The 21,879-nt window shown below is 70.6% G+C and carries 21 protein-coding genes; 13 read left to right on the top strand and 8 right to left on the bottom strand.

Annotation, left to right across the window (positions count from 1 at the left end; translation table 11 throughout):
• Nucleotides 1-12: 12 nt before the first annotated feature.
• On the bottom strand, nt 13-405 hold the full coding sequence (locus TBR22_RS00795) for a hypothetical protein (RefSeq protein WP_239491045.1): 393 nt from the start codon (nt 403-405) through the stop codon (nt 13-15).
• A 53-nt stretch (nt 406-458) separates the two neighbouring features.
• Between TBR22_RS00795 and TBR22_RS00800 the strand changes: the two genes are divergently transcribed.
• Both TBR22_RS00800 and TBR22_RS00805 read left to right on the top strand, forming a co-directional pair.
• On the top strand, nt 459-1,049 hold the full coding sequence (locus TBR22_RS00800; protein WP_239491046.1) for a YhgN family NAAT transporter: 591 nt from the start codon (nt 459-461) through the stop codon (nt 1,047-1,049).
• A 74-nt stretch (nt 1,050-1,123) separates the two neighbouring features.
• Nucleotides 1,124-1,567 (top strand): c-type cytochrome, encoded by a 444-nt coding sequence (locus tag TBR22_RS00805; protein ID WP_239491047.1) that lies wholly within the window; start codon nt 1,124-1,126, stop codon nt 1,565-1,567.
• 46 nt (nt 1,568-1,613) lie between these two features.
• Here TBR22_RS00805 and TBR22_RS00810 read toward each other — a convergent pair whose 3' ends face one another.
• Nucleotides 1,614-2,348: a DUF1080 domain-containing protein gene (locus TBR22_RS00810; protein WP_239491048.1), complete on the bottom strand. Its 735-nt coding sequence runs from the start codon at nt 2,346-2,348 to the stop codon at nt 1,614-1,616.
• Nucleotides 2,349-2,450: 102 nt separating this feature from the next.
• The gene (locus TBR22_RS00815; RefSeq protein ID WP_239491049.1) at nt 2,451-3,095 is read right to left on the bottom strand and encodes an NADPH-dependent F420 reductase; all 645 of its coding nucleotides are present in this window, start codon (nt 3,093-3,095) and stop codon (nt 2,451-2,453) included.
• A 178-nt stretch (nt 3,096-3,273) separates the two neighbouring features.
• Here TBR22_RS00815 and TBR22_RS00820 point away from each other — a divergent pair, with 178 nt between their 5' ends.
• Both TBR22_RS00820 and TBR22_RS00825 read left to right on the top strand, forming a co-directional pair.
• Nucleotides 3,274-3,813, top strand: a complete 540-nt coding sequence (locus TBR22_RS00820) for a hypothetical protein (RefSeq protein WP_239491050.1) — start codon at nt 3,274-3,276, stop codon at nt 3,811-3,813.
• 28 nt (nt 3,814-3,841) lie between these two features.
• A complete protein-coding gene (locus tag TBR22_RS00825) occupies nt 3,842-5,626 on the top strand; it encodes an ABC transporter ATP-binding protein (RefSeq protein ID WP_239491051.1) in 1,785 nt (594 codons plus the stop codon).
• Here TBR22_RS00825 and TBR22_RS00830 read toward each other — a convergent pair.
• The 3 genes from TBR22_RS00830 to TBR22_RS00840 form a co-directional block, all read right to left on the bottom strand.
• Nucleotides 5,595-6,848, bottom strand: coding sequence for a glycosyltransferase family 4 protein (locus TBR22_RS00830; protein WP_239491052.1), 1,254 nt, complete (start codon nt 6,846-6,848; stop codon nt 5,595-5,597). The genes TBR22_RS00825 and TBR22_RS00830 overlap by 32 nt on opposite strands.
• Nucleotides 6,838-7,119, bottom strand: a complete 282-nt coding sequence (locus tag TBR22_RS00835; protein ID WP_239491053.1) for a DUF1905 domain-containing protein — start codon at nt 7,117-7,119, stop codon at nt 6,838-6,840. The genes TBR22_RS00830 and TBR22_RS00835 overlap by 11 nt, the downstream gene beginning before the upstream one ends.
• Nucleotides 7,120-7,231: 112 nt before the next feature.
• Nucleotides 7,232-8,179: an MBL fold metallo-hydrolase gene (locus TBR22_RS00840; protein ID WP_239491054.1), complete on the bottom strand. Its 948-nt coding sequence runs from the start codon at nt 8,177-8,179 to the stop codon at nt 7,232-7,234.
• 157 nt (nt 8,180-8,336) lie between these two features.
• On the opposite strand from TBR22_RS00840, the gene TBR22_RS00845 reads away from it, so the two are divergent.
• The 3 genes from TBR22_RS00845 (at nt 8,337) to TBR22_RS00855 (ending at nt 12,438) form a co-directional block, all read left to right on the top strand.
• Complete coding sequence (locus TBR22_RS00845) at nt 8,337-9,356, top strand: carboxypeptidase-like regulatory domain-containing protein (RefSeq protein ID WP_239491055.1); 1,020 nt, start codon at nt 8,337-8,339, stop codon at nt 9,354-9,356.
• Between the two features lie 491 nt (nt 9,357-9,847).
• Nucleotides 9,848-11,254 (top strand): NADP-dependent phosphogluconate dehydrogenase, encoded by a 1,407-nt coding sequence (gene gndA / locus TBR22_RS00850; protein WP_239491056.1) that lies wholly within the window; start codon nt 9,848-9,850, stop codon nt 11,252-11,254.
• A 101-nt stretch (nt 11,255-11,355) separates the two neighbouring features.
• Nucleotides 11,356-12,438 carry a sugar kinase gene (locus TBR22_RS00855; protein WP_239493531.1) on the top strand — a complete coding sequence of 361 codons (1,083 nt, stop codon included), beginning with the start codon at nt 11,356-11,358 and terminating at the stop codon, nt 12,436-12,438.
• 122 nt (nt 12,439-12,560) lie between these two features.
• Here TBR22_RS00855 and TBR22_RS00860 read toward each other — a convergent pair whose 3' ends face one another.
• The gene (locus tag TBR22_RS00860) at nt 12,561-13,799 is read right to left on the bottom strand and encodes a mandelate racemase/muconate lactonizing enzyme family protein (RefSeq protein WP_239491057.1); all 1,239 of its coding nucleotides are present in this window, start codon (nt 13,797-13,799) and stop codon (nt 12,561-12,563) included.
• 69 nt (nt 13,800-13,868) lie between these two features.
• Here TBR22_RS00860 and TBR22_RS00865 point away from each other — a divergent pair, with 69 nt between their 5' ends.
• Nucleotides 13,869-15,332: an aminotransferase class V-fold PLP-dependent enzyme gene (locus TBR22_RS00865; RefSeq protein WP_239493532.1), complete on the top strand. Its 1,464-nt coding sequence runs from the start codon at nt 13,869-13,871 to the stop codon at nt 15,330-15,332.
• Between the two features lie 160 nt (nt 15,333-15,492).
• Here the strand turns inward: TBR22_RS00865 and TBR22_RS00870 are convergent, their stop codons facing one another.
• Complete coding sequence (locus tag TBR22_RS00870) at nt 15,493-16,635, bottom strand: ketoacyl-ACP synthase III (RefSeq protein WP_239491058.1); 1,143 nt, start codon at nt 16,633-16,635, stop codon at nt 15,493-15,495.
• A gap of 291 nt (nt 16,636-16,926) precedes the next feature.
• Here TBR22_RS00870 and TBR22_RS00875 point away from each other — a divergent pair, with 291 nt between their 5' ends.
• The 5 genes from TBR22_RS00875 to TBR22_RS00895 all read left to right on the top strand — a co-directional run bounded on the left by TBR22_RS00875 (nt 16,927) and on the right by TBR22_RS00895 (nt 21,867).
• Nucleotides 16,927-17,169 (top strand): hypothetical protein, encoded by a 243-nt coding sequence (locus TBR22_RS00875; RefSeq protein WP_239491059.1) that lies wholly within the window; start codon nt 16,927-16,929, stop codon nt 17,167-17,169.
• Between the two features lie 158 nt (nt 17,170-17,327).
• Nucleotides 17,328-18,680 (top strand): beta-N-acetylglucosaminidase domain-containing protein, encoded by a 1,353-nt coding sequence (locus TBR22_RS00880; RefSeq protein ID WP_239491060.1) that lies wholly within the window; start codon nt 17,328-17,330, stop codon nt 18,678-18,680.
• A complete protein-coding gene (locus tag TBR22_RS00885; RefSeq protein WP_239491061.1) occupies nt 18,677-19,402 on the top strand; it encodes a GNAT family N-acetyltransferase in 726 nt (241 codons plus the stop codon). Before TBR22_RS00880 ends, TBR22_RS00885 begins: the two co-directional genes overlap by 4 nt.
• The gene (locus TBR22_RS00890) at nt 19,399-20,646 is read left to right on the top strand and encodes a DegT/DnrJ/EryC1/StrS aminotransferase family protein (protein ID WP_239491062.1); all 1,248 of its coding nucleotides are present in this window, start codon (nt 19,399-19,401) and stop codon (nt 20,644-20,646) included. The genes TBR22_RS00885 and TBR22_RS00890 overlap by 4 nt, the downstream gene beginning before the upstream one ends.
• A 3-nt stretch (nt 20,647-20,649) precedes the next feature.
• The gene (locus TBR22_RS00895) at nt 20,650-21,867 is read left to right on the top strand and encodes a PTS sugar transporter subunit IIC (protein WP_239491063.1); all 1,218 of its coding nucleotides are present in this window, start codon (nt 20,650-20,652) and stop codon (nt 21,865-21,867) included.
• Nucleotides 21,868-21,879: the final 12 nt, after the last annotated feature.

Consider the following 21,879-nt stretch of genomic DNA (forward strand, 5'->3'; position numbering starts at 1 on the left):
GGACACCCCGCCCTACCCTTGGGCCTCGCTGCGGATCTCCCACTCGGTGGAGCCCGCCGTGAGCAGGACCAGTCCGATTCCGGCGACCGTGCCGGTCGCGAGCAGCCGCATCAGCAGGACGGTCATCCCGAACAGCAGGTCCTGCTGGTCGCGCGCGACCGCCGCCAGCTCCATCTCCGCCAGCGTCGTCACGGGCACGTCGGGGATGCGGTCCGGCCGTCGCACCATGCGGCCGGCCATCTCCACGACCGGCTGGTCGAAGGTCTGTCGCTCCGACCCCCGCGACCCGAAGCGGCGGGTCGACCACGTGCCGTAGGAGAGGGCGACCGACAGGATCAACAGGCCGAGGAGCACGCGGGTCCGGACCCGGCCGCGGAACGCCGCCGACGAGAATCGAGAAGCCACACCCGTGTATCGGCTCGCCGGGACGCCGGCGCCAGTCGTGCGATCCTCGACGCGTGGACCTGCCGTCGGCCATCGTCACGCTCTTCCTGGTCATGGATCCGCTCGGGAACGTGCCGCTGTTCCTGGCCGTGCTCAAGGGCGTGCCCCCGGAGCGGCGGCAGCGGGTGCTCGTGCGCGAGCTGCTGATCGCCTACGTCGTGCTCGTCCTGTTCCTGCTGATGGGCGGCGCCTTCCTGCGGTTCCTCGGCCTCGGGCAGGAGGCCGTCAGCGTCGCCGGCGGCATCGTGCTGTTCCTCATCGCGCTCCGGATGATTTTTCCGGACCACGGGTCGCTGACCGAGGGCGGTCCGGAGGGCGAGCCCTTCGTCGTTCCCCTCGCGATCCCGCTGGTGGCCGGGCCGTCGACGCTCGCCACGCTGCTCCTGCTCGACCGGTCCGCGCCCGGAGCGACCCTGTCGCTGCTCGTCGTCGTGTCGGTGGCCTGGGCACTGAGTGGCGCCATCCTGCTCTCCTCGACGTTCTTCTATCGGGTGCTCGGCCAGCGTGGCCTCATCGCGATGGAGCGGCTCATGGGCATGCTGCTCGTGATGGTGTCGGTGCAGATGCTCATGGACGGCATCGCGACCTTCCTCCGCCAGCAGTGACGCGACAGTCGCGGTGGCTGTGTACAATCGGCCCCATCGCGCGCAACGGGCGCGCCAGGGCGGGGGAGTCCGACATGCGCAAGACGATGAACTACGTGTGGATGGGAGTGGTGGCGGTGCTGGCCCTCTCTCCGGCGGCCAGGGCCTTCCCGCGGGCGCAGCAGCAGGAGGTGGCCTCCACCGGCAAGGCCGCGGCCTTCGTGGGCAGCGACCTGTTCCGCTCCTACTGCGCGACCTGCCACGGCGAGGCGGCCAAGGGCGATGGTCCTCTCGCCTCGATGCTGAAGAAGCGGCCGGCCGACCTGACGATGTTCAGCAAGAACAACGGCGGCACGTTCCCCGCCGAGCTCGTCGGCCGGATCATCGACGGCCGCAAGCAGGTGGACGGTCACGGCGGCAAGGACATGCCGGTGTGGGGCGACGCCTTCAAGGAGGCCGGCGGCGGCTCGGACGAGGCGGCTATCAAGGCGCGCATCGACGCGCTCGTCCGCTACCTGGAGACGATTCAGGTCAAGTGACGTCGTGAGCGGCGCGGTGGGACACCGCGCCCTACCCTCGCGACCCTCACGGCAATTCGCGGACGCGGATCAGGCGGAACTCGACGGGCGAGCCCTCGGCCTCGAGGCACAGGAAACCCGACCGGGGTTCTGCGCCGCGTCCGCCCGAGACTTCTTCGCCGTTCACCCACAGCCGGATTTCGCCGTTGATGCCGCGGACGTAGTAGTGGTTCCACTCGCCGACGCCGTTGCTGCGCTCGGCGCGCGGGAAACTGCGCGACCCGTCGGGTGACAGGGGCGCGAACGGCTGCAGCTTCGAGTTGCCGACGGCGAAGATGTCGCCGTTGGTGGTGAACCACCCATCCGGCTTGCCGCCGCTCGTCTCCTTGAACCACTGCCGGTAGCCGTGATCGAGCATCTGCACCTCGATGCCCCACTTGGGCAGTTGGTCGGGCGGCAGGCCGTCGAGCGCCTTCATCGGCACCCACGCGAACACGCCGGAGTTGCCCGCCGACTTGAGGTGCCGCCACTCCACGACGAGCTCGAAGTTGAGGAACTCGTCGCGCGTGCGCATGACGCCGATCGGCACGCCCGTCGACTTGAGCAGCGTGCCCTCCCACTTCCACGTGTCCGGGTAGCCGTTCACCGGCGCGAAGTCGGCCGGCCCGAGCGTCCTCCACCCCGGTCCCGTGCCGTCGATGTACGCCTTGTGCGTTTCCGCAGCGCCCTGGCCCGAGGCGACGACCGGCAACCCGCACGTCACCGCAATTGCGGCGACGACCACCCAGCTGTGCATGCGCATGCGGCGGAGTGTAACGCCTTTGACGTCTGACGTCTGACGTCTGACGTCTAACGTCTGACGCTTGACGCTTGACGCTTAACGACTAATCGGAACTCCAGCCCGTTACATGTCGCGATAGCGCTTGGCGGCCGCGAGGTCGCGGCGCAGCTCCTCCGCGGTACGGCGCGGACCGTACCCGGGCGTGTCGCGCTGGATGCGCCAGCCCTCGGCCAGCGGGCCGGCATCGACGACGTCGAAGCCGATCTGGTCGATGAACTGCGCCACGCGCGCCCTGGCCTCCGGATCGTCGCCGGCAATCACCAGCGCGCGGCGGCCTGCCGTGCCGGCGGCCTGCGCGTGCTCGGTCAGGTGCGATGCCTGGATGTGGTTGAAGGCCTTCACGACCCGGGACGACGGCAGGTGGGCCTGCAGCAACTCCGCGGTGGTCGTCGACTCGTCGTCGAGCGCGGCGATGTGGCCGTCGCGCTGCGGGTAGTAGTTGTTGGTGTCCACCACGATCTTGCCGGCCAGCGGGGCGACCGGGACGCTGCGGTAGTGCTTCAGCGGGATCGTCACGACCACGAGATCGCCGGCGTGCGCCGCATCCTCGGGCGTGCCTGCCCGGGCGCGCGGCCCGAGCTCCTCGACGAGGTCGCGCAGGCTCTCGGGTCCGCGCGAGTTGCTCAGCACGACGTCGTGCCCGTGCGCGACCGCGAGGCGCGCGAGCTGGCTGCCGATGTGTCCTGCTCCAATCAAGCCGATGGTCACCTGAGTGCTCCTGGTCTGTCGTCCTGGATGGCGTGCACCTCTTTGACGCCCGGCCTCTCCTGCCGAGATGCGTCCGGCGAGCCTGGCGCCGCTGCCGGCTCTCCGCTGCCCGGCCCCCGCTGCCCGGCCCCCGGTGCCCGGTGCCCGGTGCCCGGTGTGCCTGAGTATCATCCTGCCCATGACGCGCGTCGCCCGCCTCGTGCTGCTGCTCCTGCTGGCGCGATGGTCCTGGCTGTTCCTCGTGTGGCCGATGCGCCAGGACGTCATCGGCGCGTCGTTCCTGCACCTGGTGAGCCTGCCGTTCCACGAGGCCGGTCACGTCATCCTCGCCCCGTTCGGGCGCTTCGTGAGCGTCCTGGGGGGCAGCCTCTTCCAGGTGCTGGTGCCGGTCGCCTGCTGGATTGCCTTCTCGACCAGACATCCCGATCCCTGGGGACGCGTGGTGTCGGCCTGGTGGACCGGCCAGAACGCCTGTGACGTCGCGCTCTACGTCAACGATGCGCGGGCCCTCCGGCTGGTGCTGCTCGGTGGGCGCACGGGCGCGGAAGTCGAGGGGCACGACTGGGAGTACCTGCTCGGCCGGCTGGGCCTGCTCGCGCAGGATCATCGGCTCGCCTGGGTGCTGCACGCGCTCGGCGCCCTGCTCATGCTCCTGGCGCTGGCGTGGGGCGTGCGCCTGCTGCTGGCCGGCGACGAGGCAACCGATCCGTCGTGGTGACCGTTCACGCGTAAGATCCGGCCATCCGATGCTGCGCCGCGCGCTCGAACTCATCCCGCCGGCCCAACGCTGGTCCTGGGCCGCCCTGGCGCCGATGGCCTGCGTGGCCGCGGTCGTCGAGGGTGTCGGCGCTGGCGCTGCGCTCGCGCTCGGCACGGCGCTTGCCGAGCCTGGGCGCGCCGCGTCCCTCCCGCTGCTGTCGCGCTGGGCGCCGGCGGCCAGCGGCGACCCGCGCGACTCGATCCTCGCCATCACGTTGGCCGCAGTGGCCTTCTACCTGCTTCGCGCCGTCCTGCTGACTGCCTTCGCCTGGGCACAGGAGCGCATCGTGCACCGTACGGTGGCGAGCACGACGACGCGGCTGGTGCGTGCGTACCTGGCGGCGCCATACGCGTTCCACCTCGGGCGCAACTCGGCCGCCTTGATCCAGGCCGCGACGCAGTCGGCCGACAACGCCGTCGCCCTGGGCCTGGGGTCGCTCGTGAACCTGACGACCGAGGCCATCACCCTGACGGGGCTGGTGACCGTGCTGGCCGTGGCGGCGCCCGGTCCCACGCTCGGCGCCGTGGTCGTGATTGGCCTGCTGCTGCTCGCACCGCTCGGCCTGACGCGACACCTGGCGCCGCGACTGGGCGAGTCCGTCAGGCGCCTCAACGAGGACGTCCTGCGGCATGTGCAGCAGGCGCTCGCGATGTTCCGCGACGTCCGGGTCGCGGGCGCGGAGGCGCACTTCGTCGATGTCGTCGACCGCAACCGGCGCAGGCACGCGGTGCTCCGCGGCCGCACCGCGGCCCTCTCGACGGGCGTCCGCCTGTCGATCGAGACCATCCTCATCGTCGCGGTGCTCGTCGTGGTGGTGGTGGCCACGCGCGCCGGTGCCGAGGGCGGCAGCCTGGTCGGCCTGATGGCCCTGTACGCGTACGCGGGCTTCCGCATCGTGCCGGCGGCCAACCGCCTGTCGCTGAACTACTCGCTGCTGCAGGGCGCCCGGCCACACATCGCCATCGTGTGCAATGACCTGGCGCGCCTCGCGACGCCGGGCGAGACGCGCGCCGCGACAGACGACGCGCCGTTGCCGTTCACCGAGCGCATCGCGTTCGAGGACGTGGCCTACGCGTACGAGGGGGACCGGGGCGCGGCGTTGCAGGGCATCAGGCTCGACATCGTTCGCGGCGACTCGATCGGCATCGTCGGCTCGACCGGATCCGGCAAGAGCACGCTCGTCGACGTGCTCCTGGGCCTCCTGCCACCCTCGTCGGGGCGACTGCGGGTCGACGGCCGTGACGTGCGCGGGCACGAGCGCGCCTGGCAACGGCGAATCGGCTACGTGCCTCAGTCGGTCACGCTGATCGACGACACCCTGCGTCGCAACGTGGCGTTCGGCTTGCCCGACGGCCACATCGACGAGGCTCGCGTCCATGAGGTGTTGCGGCTCGCGCAGCTCGATGCCACCGTCGCAGGCCTGCCGTCCGGGCTCGACACCGTCGTGGGCGAGCGTGGCGCGCGGCTGTCGGGCGGCGAGCGACAGCGCGTCGCGATCGCGCGAGCGCTGTACCGGGATCCCGACGTCCTGATCCTCGACGAGGCGACGTCGGCCCTCGACAGCCAGACGGAGCAGGCCATCGTCGCGGCCATCGACCACCTGCGCGGCGTCAAGACGCTGGTGGTCGTCGCGCACCGCCTTTCCACGGTGCGTGGCTGCTCGCGGATCGTCGTGCTCGCGGAGGGCCGGGTCGTCGCCGAGGGCGCCTACGAGGCACTGCTCGAGACGTCGGACGCGTTCAAGTCCCTGGTCGCTGCGGCGACATCCTGAAGGCGGGCTGTTCGGCGCTCCCCTGCCGGGCCAGCTGCGCCGCGGCGGCTTCGCGAACGCCCGCCATGAAGCGCTCGAGCGCGAAGCGCGGTACGCGCGCCGCCAGCATCGCCCGCAACTCGTCCTGCGCCGCCTCGTCGTCCATCACCGCCAGGATCTTCGAGACGCCCTCCTCGACCGAGTGGTAGATCAGGCGCGGGTCGCCGCCGACGATTTCGGTCTGCCCACCGTCGTCGCGCACCCAGACGATGCAGCCGGCAGTGGCCATCTCCGCCGGCGCCATGCCGAAGTGCTCGTTCTCCATGGCGTGCAGTCCGTACCGGTTCTCGGCGATGAGGCGCTTGAGGTCCCGGTGCGGCATGTCGAGGTGCAGCGTGATCCAGTCGGCGCGCTCGCGGATGCGCGCCATGATGCGCTCGAAGTACGCGCCCGACGTCGGATTGCCGACGACGTGGAGGTGGACGTCGGGATGCACGCGGCGGACACCCTCGAGGACGTCGATGATGGTGTCGTGGTCCTTCTCCTCGGCGATCCTGCCGAGGCACACGAAGGCCTTGCGCCGGGCCGCCCAGGGGATGTCGGGGAAGCCGCCGGCCACCGGTGGGTACAGCGTTCGCGGATCGCCGCCATGGGTACGCCTGTATTGAGCGCCGGTCCAGTCCGAGTTGACCAGCGTGAGGTTCCGGTTGACGGCCTCGCTCGACACGTCGAAGAAGCGGTCGCAGATCCAGTAGTACGCCCGCAACACGCCGGGCAGGCCGTGGTACCAGCGCATGTCGACCTGCGGGCGCGGGCGCTGGTAGGCGGGGAAGTGGACGTACTGGATGCCCGCCCTGCCGAAGTCGACCTCGTTGTTGGCCGACACCACCAGGTCGTAGTGCGGCATCGCCCGCTTGGCCAGGCGCAGCAGGATCGACGACTTCAGCAGGCTCAGGGGCAGCGGGATGGCCTCGACGAGGCGCCGGATCCAGGTCGGTACCGACCGTGCCTCGAGGTCGAGCGAGGCCAGCGACGTGCCCCAGAACGTGTCGATGCCCCGCACGTCGAACGGGCGCCACGTGAAGACGGTGACGCGATGATCGCGCCGCAGCGCCTGCAGCATCCACGCGGCCAGGCCGTTGCCGCCGCCCGGCGGCTGGAGCGACGGCTGGATGAACAGCACGGACGTCGTGCCGGTCCGCCTGGCGTCGGGAGTGGCGCGTGTCGACTCGTCAGTCGTCATCGAGCAACTCGAACGCGACGCGCAAGGCGGCGCCTTCGACTCGTGCGCCGCGGATCTTGCGGGGGATCGGCAGGAACCCGTCGCCGCGCCTGGTGCGCCACACGCTGGTGTCCCACGCGAGATCGTCGAGCCGGGCGCGCACCGGGACACGGCCCCACGCGCCCGCGCTGGTTGGCATGAGCCCCGGGGGAACGGTGACGTAGAACCAGCCGCCCTTGCCCTCTATGCGCTGCAGGGGCGCGGTGAACGATCGACGACGCGGGGCGGGCATGTGGGCTGCGGCGTCAGGATACCCGCGACGGACGCGTGATGGCGGGCCACCCCCCTCTCGCCGGTCGCGCCTCGCGGCCGACAAGGAGCACGGCGCCATGCGCCCGACTCGCCTAGGCGAGCACCGTCGTCTCGCCGATGGCCCGCAGGGCGAGCCTGCCGGCCTCGGCCGACAGCATCTTCTCGGCCCGTTCGATCGGCTCGAGGAACGGCTCGCGGCTCAGGCGGAAGGACTGGTGGTGAACGGGGACGATCCGGCGCGCGCCCGCCGCGTCGGCCATGGCAATGGCCTGCTCGGGGGTGCAGTGGTGGCGAATCCACGGGTCGTACGCCCCGATGGGCATCACCGCCGCCTCGAACGGCCCGTGGGCGCGGTGGCTGCGGAACACGGGGGTGTCTGCCGTATCACCGCCGATCAGCAGGCGATGGCCCTCGCGCTCGACGATGAAGCCGGTGTAGCCGCGCCAGGTGTCGCGCTGCACCCGCGCGCCCCAGTGGCGCACCTCGATGGCACGGACCTGCGCATCGCCGCGGGGCGTGCGGACCCGCGTGGTCTCCGCCCAGCGAAGCTCCTGGACCGACGCCGTGTCGCGCGACGGGAGCAGGTCGGCCGTGCCGTGGGCCATGACGACCGCCGGCCGCCCCGGCACGGCGGCCAGCGACGGCCGGTCGAGATGGTCGAAGTGGGCGTGCGTCACCAGCAGCAGGTCGATGTCGGGCACCTCCGCGGGCGGCAGCGCACATTGCACGAGCCTGAGGGGCCCCAGGGTGCCGAGGCCGAGGCTCACGCCGATCCGCCGGAAGAAGACCGGGTCGGTCAGGATTCGCAGACCATAGAAGTTGATCAGGACGGTGGCGTGCCCGAGCCAGGCGAGCGTGACGGCGTTCTCGGCCCAGCCAGTCGGGGTGGGCGTGTGAGGGGCCGGCGGGATGGCGCGGCCCATCTCATCCCAGCGCTCGCGAAGGAACCGGGCTGACCAGGACGAGGACCAGTTGGCCCAGGCTGTGGCGCCGGCGCCGGCGGCGAGGCCTGAAGCGAGGAAGGTGCGGCGGCTGGGCATGATCTCCTTCAACTGACGCCATCGGAGGACGACGTGTTCCGCGGCCCGCTGTCCTCCCCGGCGGATCGGCGTGCCGTCAAGCGCAGGACATCGCGGGAATATGCTGATGACGCACTGGCCTGGCAATTGAATGGCTGTCGAGCGAGGAGTGTCAACGATGTCCAGGTCCTTGGTCACCTCGGCCCTCGTGATCGCCACGCTGGTGGCGTCACCCGCTCTCGCGCAGCGCCAGCGTCACCCAGGTGGCGGGGGCGGCGAAGGGGGATGGCAGCGCGGAGGCGCCCCGGCCCAGGAGCGCGGCGGACGTCCAGCACCCCCGCCTCAAGGGGGCGGCAACGCCCGCGGCGAGGCCCAGGGGCGTGGCGGCCGGCCCGGCGGGTACGAGCCGCCACGGCAGTACGCCGCACCGCCCCCTGAGTACCGGCAACCCCAGCAGCAATCCGGCTACCGTGGCAGCGGCGACACAGGGCGGTACGCGGTGCCGCGCGATCAGGCGTCAGGCAACCGCTACGGTGCGCCGGGGTACCCTGGCGGCCCTCGACCCGTCCCCCCATACCAGTCGCCCGGCTACGCCAACCGCGGCTACTCGGGCCGGTACGTCGATCCCGGCTACAACCGGGGCTACTACAACCCGGGCCGTTCGTACGCCGTGCCGCGCCCGGCGCCCCGCTACTACGCCTACGGCAGCTATCGCGGGTACGCCCATGTGACGCCGCGGTACTACGCGCCGCGCGGCTACGTCTCGCCCTACTGGCACGGGGGCTGGGCTGGTGGTTGGGGCGGGGTCGCGGTCGTGGCACCGCGCTACATCTACCCGAGCGTCATCAGCTACGGGGTGTGGCAGCCGTACGCGTATCGCCCGAGCCTCGGCCTCGGCATCTACTACGGGACGGGCGGCCTGTATCCCTTCGGCACCATCCCGCCCGCGTTCTACGACCCGACGCCGGGGATCGCCTACGGAGGCCTCCGGATCGTCGATGCGCCACGCGACGCCCAGGTGTTCGCCGACGGCTACTACGTGGGCATCGTCGACGACTTCGACGGCGCGTTCCAGCACCTGAACCTCGAGCCGGGGCCGCACCGCATCGAGATCCACCATCCCGGATTCGCCCCGGTCACCTTCGACGTCGACGTCCAGCCCGGTCGCACCATCACCTTGCGTGCCGACGTGTACTGACGTGCCTGCGGCCGGGCGTTCTTCGCCGAGCCCGGGCTTCGGCGGGCAGTGACCGCACCCCTCATGCCACCCACGGGCGCGACTCCGGTCCCGCCCGTCGTGTTTCCCCGCAGCGTTCCGGCGCATCACCCGAGCGTCACGCCGCCTTGGCCGCCTCGTCACCTTCGATGGGTATGCCTGCAATGAGGTGTATGCCTGCACCTGTCGTCGCAGCCCATCTCGGTGTTCGCCAACCGCGCGACGATCGAGGTCACGAGCGCGAGGACGGCGACGACGGCAACGAGCGCCGCCGCTGACGCGGCTGGCGGGCCTGCGGTGGGGAAGTGCTGCCGTGGGTCCTTTCCGCCCCCCACACGCCGCGCTCCCTGCGCGGCCCTTCGCCCATCTCGCAATTTCGTACGGCATCAGGACACAATACGGGGCTGCTCGGGGGCCCGCCGGAAGCGGCGGGTCCGCTCGGGCGTGTCCGGTTGGTGTCCGAGAGGAACACGATGACGTACGACATCGGAGTGGTGGGCCTGGGCGTGATGGGCGGCAACCTCGCCCGCAACATGGAGAGCCGCGGGTTCTCGGTGGTCGGTTACGACCTCGATCCCGCGAAGACGACCGCCTTTGCCGCCGGCGCCGGCCGCGCGGTGGCGGGCGCCACCTCGGCCGAGCATCTCGCGGCGCTGCTGTCGCGGCCCCGCAAGGTGCTGCTCATGGTGCCCGCCGGCAAGCCGGTGGACGACGTGATCGCGCACGTGTTGCCGCACCTCGAGGCCGGCGACATCCTGATCGACGCCGGCAACTCGTTCTTCAAGGACACCGACCGCCGCGAGGCGACACTCGCCGAGAAGGGCGTGCTGTACCTCGGCACGGGCGTGTCGGGCGGCGAGGAAGGCGCGCTGCGCGGGCCGGCCATCATGCCGGGCGGCTCGAGGCAGGCCTGGGAGGCGGTGGCGCCGATCTTCAACGCGATCGCGGCGCGCGCCGCCGACGGCCAGCCGTGCGTCGGCCACGTCGGGGCACGCGGCGCCGGGCACTACGTGAAGATGGTGCACAACGGCATCGAGTACGGCGACATGCAGCTCATCGCCGAGGTCTACGACGTCTTCAGTCGCGGCCTCGGCATGACCGCCGGCGAGATCTCCGACGTGTTCGTCGAGTGGAACCGCGGCGAGCTGAAGTCCTACCTCGTCGAGATCACCGCCGACGTCCTCGCACAGCGCGACACCGACACGGGCATGCCGCTGGTCGACGTGATCCTCGACGAGGCCCAGCAGAAGGGCACCGGCAAGTGGATGAGCCAGAACTCGTTCGACGTCGGCGCGCCGATCCCGACGGTCAACGCCGCCGTCGAGTCTCGCCTGCTGTCGGCCCAGAAGACCGAGCGTCTCGCGGCCGCCCGCGTGCTCACCGGTCCGGCGCCGACCTTCACGGGCGATCGCGCCGCCCTGATCGACGCGGCGCGCCAGGCACTCTACGCCAGCAAGGTGTGCTCGTACGCGCAGGGCATGGCGCTGCTGCGCATGGCCTCGGCCGAGTACGGCTACGACGTCGATCCCGGGGAGGTGGCGCGCATCTGGCGCGCTGGCTGCATCATCCGCGCGACGCTGCTCGAGGACATCCGCGCCGCCTTCGCGCGCGACCCGCAGTTGGTCAACTTGCTGATGGACCCGTCGTTCAGCGCCGCGGTCGGCGCGCGGCAGCAGGCGTGGCGGGAGTTCGTGCAGGTGGCCATCGGCCTCGGCATCCCGGTGCTCGCCACCGGCGCGTCGCTGGCCTACTACGACGCCTACCGCAGCGCCCGCCTGCCCGCCAACCTCACGCAGGGCCAGCGCGACTACTTCGGCGCCCACACGTACCGCCGCACCGATCGCGACGGCAGCTTCCACACGGAGTGGAACAGCAGATAACGTTTAACGTTTAACGATCAACGCTTGACGTCTGACGACCCGTGCTCGGCGTTCGCGCTCAGGTCCAGCCCAGCCCCTAGCCCCCAGCCCCCGTGGACGACATGTCGAACACCCTGACCATCCCGCAACACGGCGAACTCGACCTCCTTTCGCTCGGCGCCATCATCCACCGGCTCGATCCCGGTCGCGTGCCCTTCCGCAAGGCGCGCACCCTGGAGGTCCACGTGAGCGGCGGCGAGTTCAACGTCGCGGCCAACCTCGCCGACTGCTTCGGGCTGCGCACCGGCATCGCCACCGCGATGGTGAAGTACCCGGTCGGCGACCTGATCGCCGAGCGCGTCCGCGCGATGGGCGTGACGCCGTTCTACAAGCACTTCGAGCACGACGGCGCTCGCGGCCCGAACATGGCCACCGTCTACAGCGACCAGGGCATGGGCGTGCGTCCTCCGGTGGTGTTCTACAACCGCGCCAACGAGGCGGCGGCGCTGCTCGAGCCGGGTGACTTCGACTGGCCCGCCATCTTCGGCAAGGGCATCCGCTGGTTCCACAGCGGCGGCTTGTTCGCGTCGCTGTCCGAGTCGACCGCCGAGGTGATCATCGAGGCCCTGCAGGCGGCCAAGAAGGCCGGCGCGGTGACGTCGTTCGACCTGAACTACCGCGAGAAGCTCTGGAAGGCCCAGGGCGACGTGACCCGTGCCCCCAAGGTCTTCTCCCGCATCGTCGAGCACGTCGACGTGCTGGTGGGCAACGAGGAGGACCTGCAGAAGGCGCTCGGCGTGAAGGGGCCCGAGGCCGGCAAGGATTCGGCGCTCGACACCGCGGCGTTCTTCGAGACCATCCAGCAGGTGGTCGACAAGTACCCGCACATCAAGGTGGTGGCGACGACGCTGCGCGAGGTGCACACGACCAATCGCCACAGCTGGTCGGCGGTGGCGTGGTTCGGCGGCGAGAAGGTGAGCGCCCCGGTGATGCAGCTCGACGTGCTCGACCGCGTCGGCGGCGGCGACGGCTTCGCGTCAGGGCTGATTTACGGGTTGCTGACGGGCGAGTCGCCGGAGCAGGCCGTGCGCCTCGGCTGGGCCCACGGCGCGCTGATCACCACGTTCCCGGGCGACACCACGATGGCCACCGTCGAGGACGTGCGCGCCCTGGCCAAGGGCGGGTCGGCGCGCATTCAGCGGTAAAGCAGGCTCAGGATTTCAGGCTCAGCACCAGGCTCAAGGCTTCGGGCTCAAGGCTCAGAGAGCGTTCCGATTGGTCGAAAGATGCTTTCTGAGCCCTGAGCCGTGAGCCGTAAGCCTTTGTTCTACCAGTGCGTCAATGACCCATCCGGGCGCTTGAAGACGTTCCGTCGCCCTGGTTCGGTCACCTCGCCGATGACGGCGAGCGGCTTCGGATCGAGCGTGATGCCGAGGCCCGGACGGTCGTTCGGGTAGAACTTGCCCGCCTTGAAGTCAGCCCACTCGGGCAGGTAGTCGAACGTCTTCCCGCCGAACGCATACTCGAGCAGCACCGGCCCCGAGAACGTCGACAGGCAGTGCACCAGCGCCGCCGTCGCGATCGGGCCCGTGAAGTGCGGGATGATGCCCACCGCGTGCGTCTCGCACATCGCCGCGACCTTCATCATCTCGGTGATGCCGCCGACGTTGGGCAGCGTCGCGCGGATGTAGTCGACGTCGTGCGCTTCCACGAGTCGGTTGAAGTCCCAGCGCAGGCCCCACTCCTCGCCGTGCGTGAGCGGCACGCCGGTCATCTGCCGCAGCTTCGGCAGGTCCATCAGCGCGTGCTCGTCGCGCACCGGGTCCTCGACGAAGAACGGATCGAACGGCTCCATCACCTTGCAGGCGCGCAGCGCGTCGTTCAGGTCGAACCGCTGGTGCAGGTCGATGCACCAGTTGCCGTCCGGGCCGACGCCGTCGCGCGCGTCGCGGGCGTCACGCTCGATGCGGCGGATCACCGCGCGCGTGTCGAACACCTCGCCGATCGGCAAGTCGCCGGCGCCCATGCGATACGCACGGAACCCGGCCTCCATCGTCGCCTGCGCCCGCTCCTTCACCCCAAGAGGTGCGTTGGCCGGCACGCCCGCGGGCCGCACGCTGCTGGTCGCGTAGCACTCGCAGTAGTCGCGCGCCACGCCCCCGAGCAGTTCGTGCACGGGCACGCCGAGCGCCTTGCCCTTGATGTCCCACAGCGCGAGGTCGAGCGCACCGAGCGCGTGCGTCTTCTCGCGCCCCGGCGGGTAGAACCACGCGATGTACGCCTCCTGCCAGATCCGCTCGATCTGGAAGGGGTTCTTGCCGATCAGCGTGCCCGCGACCTGCTCGAGCGTGTCCTTCGCCCCGCCCTCACCGATGCCCGTGATGCCGATGTCGGTCTCGACGGTCACGATCATGTTGCTCTGGTTGAAGAGCGGGTTCAGGTCGGGCGGACGATGAATCCGCACGCGGGTGACCTTCGCCTTCGGCAGTGCGGCGGAAGCCCGGCGTGGCGCGAGCGCCAGCGCGGGGGCTGCCGCGAGGGTGGTGAGGAACGCGCGTCGGTCCATGAGGGCGCAGTATCGACCAAACCCGGCCGGCACCGAAAGGTCCACTGCTGGGATAATCGCCTGGTGACGATGGACGAGGCCTTCCGGGAGTTCCTCGGGGCATGGCCGGCGTACCGCGAGACGATGGCGCTCGACGACCTGCGGGCGCGCGAGTACGCTCGCCTCGACGCCACCGGGCACGTCTACCTGGACTACACGGGCGGCGGCCTGTATGCCGACTCGCAGGTGCGGGCGCATGCCGCGCTGCTCGGCAGCGAGGTCTTCGGCAATCCGCACTCGGCCAATCCCGCGTCGCAGGCTTCGACGCGGCTCGTCGAGCGGGCGCGCCGTGCGGTGCTCGACTGGTTCGATGCCGATCCCGGCACGCACACCGTCGTCTTCACGGCCAACGCCTCGGCGGCAATCAAGCTCGTCGGCGAAGCGTACCCGTTCGGCCCCGAGGCCTCGTTGCTGCTCAGTTACGACAACCACAACTCGGTCAACGGCCTGCGCGAGTACGCGTGTTGCCGCGGCGCGTCGGTGGACTACGCGCCGCTGACGATGCCCGACCTGCGAATCGATCGCGCGGCACTGCTCGCGCGCCTCGAGGCACGCACGGACGGGCCGCGGCTGTTCGCCTATCCTGCGCAGTCCAACTTCAGCGGCGTCGAGCACCCGCTGGCCTTCGTCGAGGAGGCACGGGCGCGCGGCTGGCACGTGCTGCTCGACGCGGCCGCCTTCGCGCCGACCAATCGCCTGAGCCTGCGGCAGGTGCCCGCCGACTTCGTGTCGGTCTCGTTCTACAAGATGTTCGGCTACCCGACCGGCGTCGGCTGCCTGCTGGCTCGCCTGTCCTCGCTGGCCGTGCTCCGTCGCCCGTGGTTCGCCGGCGGCACCGTGAACTTCGCCACCGTCCACGCCCGTCGTCACCTGCTCGCGCCCCGGGAGGCCGGGTTCGAGGACGGCACCGTCGATTACCTCGGCATCCCCGCGGTGCAGATCGGGCTCGAGCACCTCGGCGCCGTGGGGTTGCCGGTGATCAAGGCGCGGGTCCGCTGCCTCGCGGGCTACCTGTTGCGTGAACTGCTGGCGATGCGGCACGACAACGGCGCGCCGATGTGTCGCATCTACGGGCCGGTGACCACCGAGGCGCGGGGCGGGACGATCACGTTCAACCTGTACGACCCCGAGGGCCACCTGCTCGACTACCGTCGCGTCGAGGAACTTGCCAACGAGGCGGGCATCTCGTTGCGCACGGGATGCTTCTGCAATCCCGGCGCTGGCGAGACCGCCGAGGGCATCACCGACGAGGACGTGCAGGCGGCGCTGGACAGCGGCGAGGACATGTCGCTGCCGCGCTTCATGCAGTTCATCCAGCACCGCGGCGGCCGCAGCGCCGGCGCGCTGCGGGTCTCGCTGGGCATCGTCAGCAACTTCGCCGACGCCTTCCGCCTGCTGGCGTTCGTGCGCGGCCTGCGCGATCAGTCGCGCCTGGCCATCGGCGAGGTGACCTTCGACATCCGGTCGTGTCGCGTCATCCGCGACGGCGCGTAGGAAGGGCGATCGTGCCGCCGGCGATCTGACCCGTCCTCGTGGGCGTCGACCTTCAGGTCGACGCACGGCTTGCCCTGGTAGGGCGGCGTGTCCCACCCCGCCGTGATCGCCTCACGGCGCGGTCGCTTGCCCTGAGCGACGTCGAAGGGGAGACCGCGCCCTACCCCTGGTGTGGCACGCGGGATTCGGCGAAGACCGGGGCCATCAGGCCGGCGGCCGACCGGCCGTGCGGGTCCTGGCGTGCCCTGATCTCGTGGACCAGTTCCAGGGCGGTGCGGTCACAGGGCGGCAACGTCATCGACGACTCGCCGAGCGGCGTCACGCGATCGCCCCAGCGCACGAGCACGGCGCCGTAGGTGAGGCCGCCGCCGAACCCGGGCATCAGCAGCAGGCTACCGGGCTTGACGCGCCCTTCCTTCAGCGCGTCGACCAGGCTCACCGGCACGGTGGCGGCGCTCATGTTGCCGTACCTGTGGACGGTGACCATCACGCGGTCCATGCCGATGCCCGCCGACCGGGCGACCGCCTCGATGATGCGCAGGTTGGCCTGGTGCGGCACCACGAGGTCGACCTGGTCGGCCGTCACGCCGGCCTCGGCGAGGACGCGCGCCGAGGCGGCCGCCATGCCGTGCACCGCGCGCTTGAAGATGACCTGCCCGTCGAAGTCCCAGATGGTGTCGCCGAGCGAGACCGCCTTGTTGGCGTAACTGCAGCCGAGCCCGCGGACGCGCAGGCTCTGTCGTGCCTCGGCGTCGCAGCCGAGCACGCTGCCAATCAGCCCTTCTGCCCGATCGCTGGCCTGCACGACGACCGCCGCGGCGCCGTCGCCGAACAGCACGGCGACGTTGCGGTTGGTCCAATCCATGTACTGCGTGATCAACTCGACGCCGATCACCACCGCGGTCCGCGCCATGCCGGTGCGGATCATCGCCGTCGCCGTGGACAGCCCGTAGAGGAAGCTGGTGCACGCGGTGTTGACGTCCATCGCCGCAGCGCGCGTCGCCCCGAGCGCCACCTGCACGCCGGACGCGCTGTTGGGCACCGCCTCTTCGTTGGTGCACCCGCCGTACACGATCAGGTCGACGTCGGCCGGAGTGAGGCCGGCACACGCGATCGCGCGCGCCGCCGCCACCGTCGCCATCTCCACGGCCGACACGTGCGACACCCGCCGTTCCTTCATGCCGGTGCGCTGCGTGATCCACTCGTCGGAGGTGTCGAGGAACGTCGAGAGGTCCTCGTTGGTCAGGATGGCCGGCGGGAGGGCCTCCCCCCAGCCCGTGATGGCCGCATGCAGTGCCGTCATAGCCGGAGTATATGTGCGCGGCAATTTGAAATCGGAAATTTGAGATTGCAGGCAGCCGGCCTTCGGCGGGCCGCCTCGTGGCGCATCGAGGCGAGCGGCCGCAGGCCCTCGCCCCCGAGTTTCAAATTGTCCGATTTCAAATTGTGGAGGACAGCGGATTGGCCATCCCGGGAGACACCCTGTGACAGGACTGTGAATCGCCATCGGCATCGATGGCACGACCGTGAAGGGCCGCGCTCTGGTGCCAGGCACGCGGTTTGATCACTGTGGGTCGCAGGAGGATTCACCCGTATGCGACTCGCTCTTGCCCTTGCCAGCGTCCTGGCGCTGGCCGCTGCCACCCCCGCTGCCGCCCACGTCGGCCGCGGCCCCCATCGTCACGTCGTCGTCCCCGCGAGGCCGGTCGCGGTACCTGTTGCGGTCGTCCGTCCGGCCTTGCGGCCCGTCGTCGTCGCCCGGCCTGCGATCGTGGTGCCGGTCCGTCCGGTGGCGCCCCTGCGGCGACCGGCGTTGTCGGTGCGCATCCGCTTCTGACCTGGCAATTTGAAACTCGAAATCTGAAATTCTCGGGGGGCGCGGCTTCGCCGCCGCCCCTCCGGGATGCATCGAGCGGCAAGGCCGACAGGCCGGCCGCCGATCAATTTCAAATTTCAAATTTCGAATTGCCAGCGGAAGTATCCTGTCGGGCGGCGATGTTCCTCTCAGGCGTGATCGAGGGCTTCTATGGCCCGCCGTGGACAGCCGACGAGCGCGCGACGCTGTTTGCGCGCATGGCGTCGTGGGGGCTCGATACCTACCTGTACTGCCCGAAGGACGACCTCCACCACCGCGCGATCTGGCGGGAGCCGTACGGCCAGGCCGAGGCGCGCGCGATGGCAGCGCTCGTCGCGGCCTGCCATGCGCACGGCCTGCGCTTCCTGTACGGGATCGGGCCGGGCCTCGACATCCGGTACGGCGATCCCGCCGATCGGGCCGCGCTGCTGACGCGGTGCACGCAGATGGTGGATCTGGGCTGCGACGGCCTCGCGCTGCTGTTCGACGACATCCCCGATGCCCTCGACCCTGGCGACCTCGCGCGCTGGGGCTCGCTGGCGGCCGCCCAGGCCGATGTGGCCAACGACGTGGTCGCCGCGCTGCGTGCCCGCACGCCCGGCCTGATCGCGGCGTTCTGCCCCACTCCCTACTGTGAGCGGATGGTCGCTGCCGGCCACGGCGGTCGCGGCTACCTCGAGGCGCTCGGCGCGGCGCTCGATTCCGCCATCGACGTCTTCTGGACCGGTCCAGACATCGTCTCGCGCGAGATCACGGTGGACCACGTGCGCGAGGTGGCCAGGCGCCTGCGACGCAAGCCGCTGATCTGGGACAACCTCCACGCCAACGACTACGACGGCCGGCGCATCATCCTCGGACCGTACGCAGGGCGACCGCTGGACCTGCGCGACGAGGTGCGCGGCATCCTCACGAACCCGAACACGGAGTTCCCGCTCGGTCACATGGCGTTGCGCACGCTCGGCAGGTTCGTGCACGAGCCCGGTCCGACCTGGGACCCGCGCCGGGCGTATCTCGACGCGCTCGGCGAGTGGCTGCCGGCCTTCGAGACCGTGGCCGGACCCATGGCCTTCGAGGATCTCGTGTGGTTGGCCGACTGCTACTACCTGCCGTACGAGGAGGGGCCCGAAGCCGAGGCCCTGCTGGCGCTGGCACGTGCAGCCCTCACCGGCACCGGTGACGACTGGCGCGACGTCACGCAGCGGTTCCTCGAGGAGGCGACACGTCGCCGCGACATGTGCGCGCGCCTCGCGACCCTGCGCGACCGGCCGCTGTTCAACGCGCTGTCGCGCCGCATCTGGGACCTGCGCGAGGAACTCGACCTGCTGATCCGCGCGGCCCAGGCCCGGCTGGCGACCAGCGACGGGCAGGTGCGCGTGCGGTCCGACTTCCACCAGCCGCGCACGTTCCGCGGTGGCACCGTTGCCCGCCTGCAACGCCTCCTGCAGCAGCATCCCGATGGCACGTTCACGGCCTGCTCGGAGGACCATCCGTGAGCGCCGGCTGGCCTGAAGGTCGAACGCCACGGTCGTCGGTGGTCATCCGGTCGGCTCGGCCGGAGGATCGCGCCGCGGCGTACCACGTGTGCCTCAAGACCGGCGATGCCGGTGGAGATGGCGAGCCCATCTACCGCGACGATCCCGATGCGCTCGGTCGGCTGTTCGTCGGCCCGTACCTGGCACTCGAACCGGCGTTCGCGCTGGTGCTCGAGGACTCCGGGGGCGTATGCGGCTACGCGCTCGGCGCGCTCGACTCGCGGACCTTCTACGCGCGGTACGACGCCGAGTGGCGGCCCGACCTGTGCGCACGCTACCCGAAGCCCGAGGGCGATCCGCAGCACTGGTCGAGGGTGCAGGAGGTGTACGGCTGGTATCACGCGGCCGACTACTTCTGCCCGGAGCCGTACGATCTGTATCCGTCGCACCTGCACATCGACCTGCTGCCGCGTGCACAGGGGCAGGGCCACGGGCGACGCATGATGGAGACGCTGATGAATCGCCTCCGCGACGCCGGCTCGCCGGGCGTGCACCTCGGCATGTGGGCCCGCAACCACAAGGCCCACGCCTTCTACACGCGCCTCGGATTCACGGAGCTGACACGCATCGGCTCGCCGGAGGACGGCAGCCTCTACATGGGCCGGAGGCTGCAGGACGTCGACCGCCGACCAGCGTCGACGGCTGCATCCGCGGGCACGCAGGACATGGAACCGACGCCATGACGACATCACCCCTGGCACTCCACGGCGGCGCCCCCGTGCGCACCAGGCCGTTCCCCTCGTGGCCGATCTTCGATGCGACCGACGAGGCGCGCGTGCTCGCGGCGCTGCGCAGCGGCAAGTGGGGACGTCTCGCCGGCGACCAGGTGGCCGAGTTCGAGCGGCGCTTCGCCGCGATGCACGGCTGCGCGCACGCCATCGCCGTGGTCAACGGGACCGTGTCGCTGCGGATCGCGCTGATGGCCGCCGGCCTGCAGGCCGGTGACGAGGTCATCGTCCCCACCTACACGTTCCTCTCGACGGCGACGGCGGTCGTGGAGGCCAACGCGGTTCCGGTGTTCGTCGACGTCGACCTCGACACGTTCAACATCGACCCGACGCAGGTCGAGGCAGCCATCACGCCGCGGACCCGCGCCATCATCCCGGTCCACTTCGCGGGCCAGCCGGCCGACATGGACGCGATCCTCGCCATCGCGTCGCGCCACGGCCTCTTCGTCCTCGAGGACGCCGCGCACGCGCATGGCGCCACGTGGCGCGACCGGCCGTGCGGCTCGATCGGCCACGTCGGCTCGTTCTCGTTCCAGTCGAGCAAGAACCTGACGTCGGGCGAGGGCGGCATCATCACGACCAACGACGCGGCGCTGGCCGAGTCCTGCCGCTCGATCCACAACTGCGGCCGCGTGCCCGGCGGGGTCTGGTACGAGCACCACGTGATCTCGGGCAACTACCGGCTCGGCGAACTGCAGGGCGCGCTGCTCAACAGCCAGCTCGATCGCCTCGAGGCGCAGACCGCCACGCGCGACGCCAACGGCGACTACCTGGCCGCGCGCCTCTCGTCGCTGCCGGGCCTGCACCCGCAGGCGCGTCCCTCCTGGTGCACCCGGCACAGCCGGCACCTCTTCATGCTGCGGCTCGACGCGGCGGCCTTCGGCGCGCCGCGCTCCGCCGTGCTCGAGGCGCTGCAGGCCGAGGGCGTGCCGGCGGTGGGTGGCTACGGCTATCCGTTGCCCGACCAGCCGCTGTTCCGCAACAAGGCGTTCGGCCCCTACCTTCCCGACCGCGATCGCCTCGACTACACGCGCGTGGCCTGTCCCAACAGTCGCCTGATCTGCGCCGAACAGGCAATCTGGCTCGACCAGTCGACGATGCTCGGCAGCCGCGCCGACATCGACGACATCGCCGCGGCGTTCGAGAAGGTGCATGCGCACCGCGACGCGCTGTCGCCGCACGCCTCGGCAGGGCGCTGACGCGTGACGCGGCTCACGACCTTCGTCGACGCCCGCCTCGCCCCGGCCCTCGCGGCCATCAGCGACAACACGTACATGTCGGCGATCCGGGCCGGCATGGTGTCGGTGGTGCCGCTGACGATCATCGGCGGCCTCTTCATGGTGGTGTCGTACCTCCCCGTGCCGGGGTGGGATGCGATCGTCGCGCCGTGGTTGCCGCTGTTGCAGGTTCCCGTCACCGCGACGTTCGGCCTGCTCGGGCTCGTCGTGTGCCTCGCGATCGCGCACGATCTCGGCACGCGACTCGGCCAGGAAGCGATCGTCAGCGCCGCCATGGCCGTCGTCGTGTTCCTGCTGGTGCAGATCGAGCCGGCCGACCTCACGTTCCGGACGCCGGCGCTCGGGTCGCAGGGCCTGTTCACCGCCATCATCGTCGCGCTCGTGGTCGTGCGCACGCAGAAGGTCTTCACCGATCGCGGGCTGGTCATCACGATGCCCGACACGGTGCCGGCGGTGGTGTACCAGTCGTTCCTGTCGCTGATCCCGCTGGCCGTGCTGGTGATCGGGTTCTGGCTGGTCCGCTTCGTGGCGGGCGTCGACATCAACCACGTGGTGCAGCAGGCGTTCTCGCCGCTGGTGTTCGCGCTGAACACCCTGCCGGGGATCCTCGTGTACGCGTGCCTGGTGAGCCTGCTCTGGTCGGTGGGCATCCACGGAGACAACGCGCTCGACGCGATCGTCGCGCCGATCTTCCTGCAGTACCTGGCCGAGAACGTCGCGGCCGTGCAGGCCGGGCAGCCGTTGCCGTACGTGACGGCCAACGGCTTCTTCACCACGTTCGTCAACGTCGGCGGGACGGGCGCGACGCTGGCGCTGGCGATCATCCTGGCCTTCTCGCGCGACGAGGCGTTCAGGCGGGTCGGGCGGGTGTCGCTGCCGACGCAGGTGTTCCAGATCAACGAGCCGATCTTCTTCGGCCTGCCGATCGTGCTGAACCCGGTGTTCATGGTGCCGTACGTGATCAGCGCGCTGGTGCTCACCACCGGCAGCTACCTGCTGATGGCGTGGGGGCTCGTCCAGCGCCCCTTCATCAACGTGCCGTGGACGACGCCGCCGATCATCGGGCACTACCTGGTGACCGGCGGGGACTGGCGAGCCGCGGTGTGGGGCGTGGTGTCGCTCCTGATCGCGGTCGGGATCTACTACCCGTTCGCGAAAGCGGCAGAGCGCAGCCGCCGCTAGGGCGCGGCGGGG

The organism is Luteitalea sp. TBR-22 (assembly GCF_016865485.1).
Taxonomy (GTDB): Bacteria; Acidobacteriota; Vicinamibacteria; order Vicinamibacterales; family Vicinamibacteraceae; genus Luteitalea.

Excerpts from the sequence above, each read along its gene's own strand:
- TBR22_RS00805 (WP_239491047.1), top strand. The coding sequence starts at position 1,124 with ATGCGCAAGACGATGAACTACGTGTGGATGGGAGTGGTGGCGGTGCTG.
- TBR22_RS00810 (WP_239491048.1), bottom strand. The coding sequence starts at position 2,348 with ATGCGCATGCACAGCTGGGTGGTCGTCGCCGCAATTGCGGTGACGTGC.
- TBR22_RS00820 (WP_239491050.1), top strand. The coding sequence starts at position 3,274 with ATGACGCGCGTCGCCCGCCTCGTGCTGCTGCTCCTGCTGGCGCGATGG.
- TBR22_RS00825 (WP_239491051.1), top strand. The coding sequence starts at position 3,842 with ATGCTGCGCCGCGCGCTCGAACTCATCCCGCCGGCCCAACGCTGGTCC.
- TBR22_RS00830 (WP_239491052.1), bottom strand. The coding sequence starts at position 6,848 with ATGACGACTGACGAGTCGACACGCGCCACTCCCGACGCCAGGCGGACC.
- TBR22_RS00835 (WP_239491053.1), bottom strand. The coding sequence starts at position 7,119 with ATGCCCGCCCCGCGTCGTCGATCGTTCACCGCGCCCCTGCAGCGCATA.
- TBR22_RS00840 (WP_239491054.1), bottom strand. The coding sequence starts at position 8,179 with ATGCCCAGCCGCCGCACCTTCCTCGCTTCAGGCCTCGCCGCCGGCGCC.
- TBR22_RS00845 (WP_239491055.1), top strand. The coding sequence starts at position 8,337 with ATGTCCAGGTCCTTGGTCACCTCGGCCCTCGTGATCGCCACGCTGGTG.
- gndA (WP_239491056.1), top strand. The coding sequence starts at position 9,848 with ATGACGTACGACATCGGAGTGGTGGGCCTGGGCGTGATGGGCGGCAAC.
- TBR22_RS00855 (WP_239493531.1), top strand. The coding sequence starts at position 11,356 with ATGTCGAACACCCTGACCATCCCGCAACACGGCGAACTCGACCTCCTT.
- TBR22_RS00860 (WP_239491057.1), bottom strand. The coding sequence starts at position 13,799 with ATGGACCGACGCGCGTTCCTCACCACCCTCGCGGCAGCCCCCGCGCTG.
- TBR22_RS00865 (WP_239493532.1), top strand. The coding sequence starts at position 13,869 with ATGGACGAGGCCTTCCGGGAGTTCCTCGGGGCATGGCCGGCGTACCGC.
- TBR22_RS00870 (WP_239491058.1), bottom strand. The coding sequence starts at position 16,635 with ATGACGGCACTGCATGCGGCCATCACGGGCTGGGGGGAGGCCCTCCCG.
- TBR22_RS00875 (WP_239491059.1), top strand. The coding sequence starts at position 16,927 with ATGCGACTCGCTCTTGCCCTTGCCAGCGTCCTGGCGCTGGCCGCTGCC.
- TBR22_RS00880 (WP_239491060.1), top strand. The coding sequence starts at position 17,328 with ATGTTCCTCTCAGGCGTGATCGAGGGCTTCTATGGCCCGCCGTGGACA.
- TBR22_RS00890 (WP_239491062.1), top strand. The coding sequence starts at position 19,399 with ATGACGACATCACCCCTGGCACTCCACGGCGGCGCCCCCGTGCGCACC.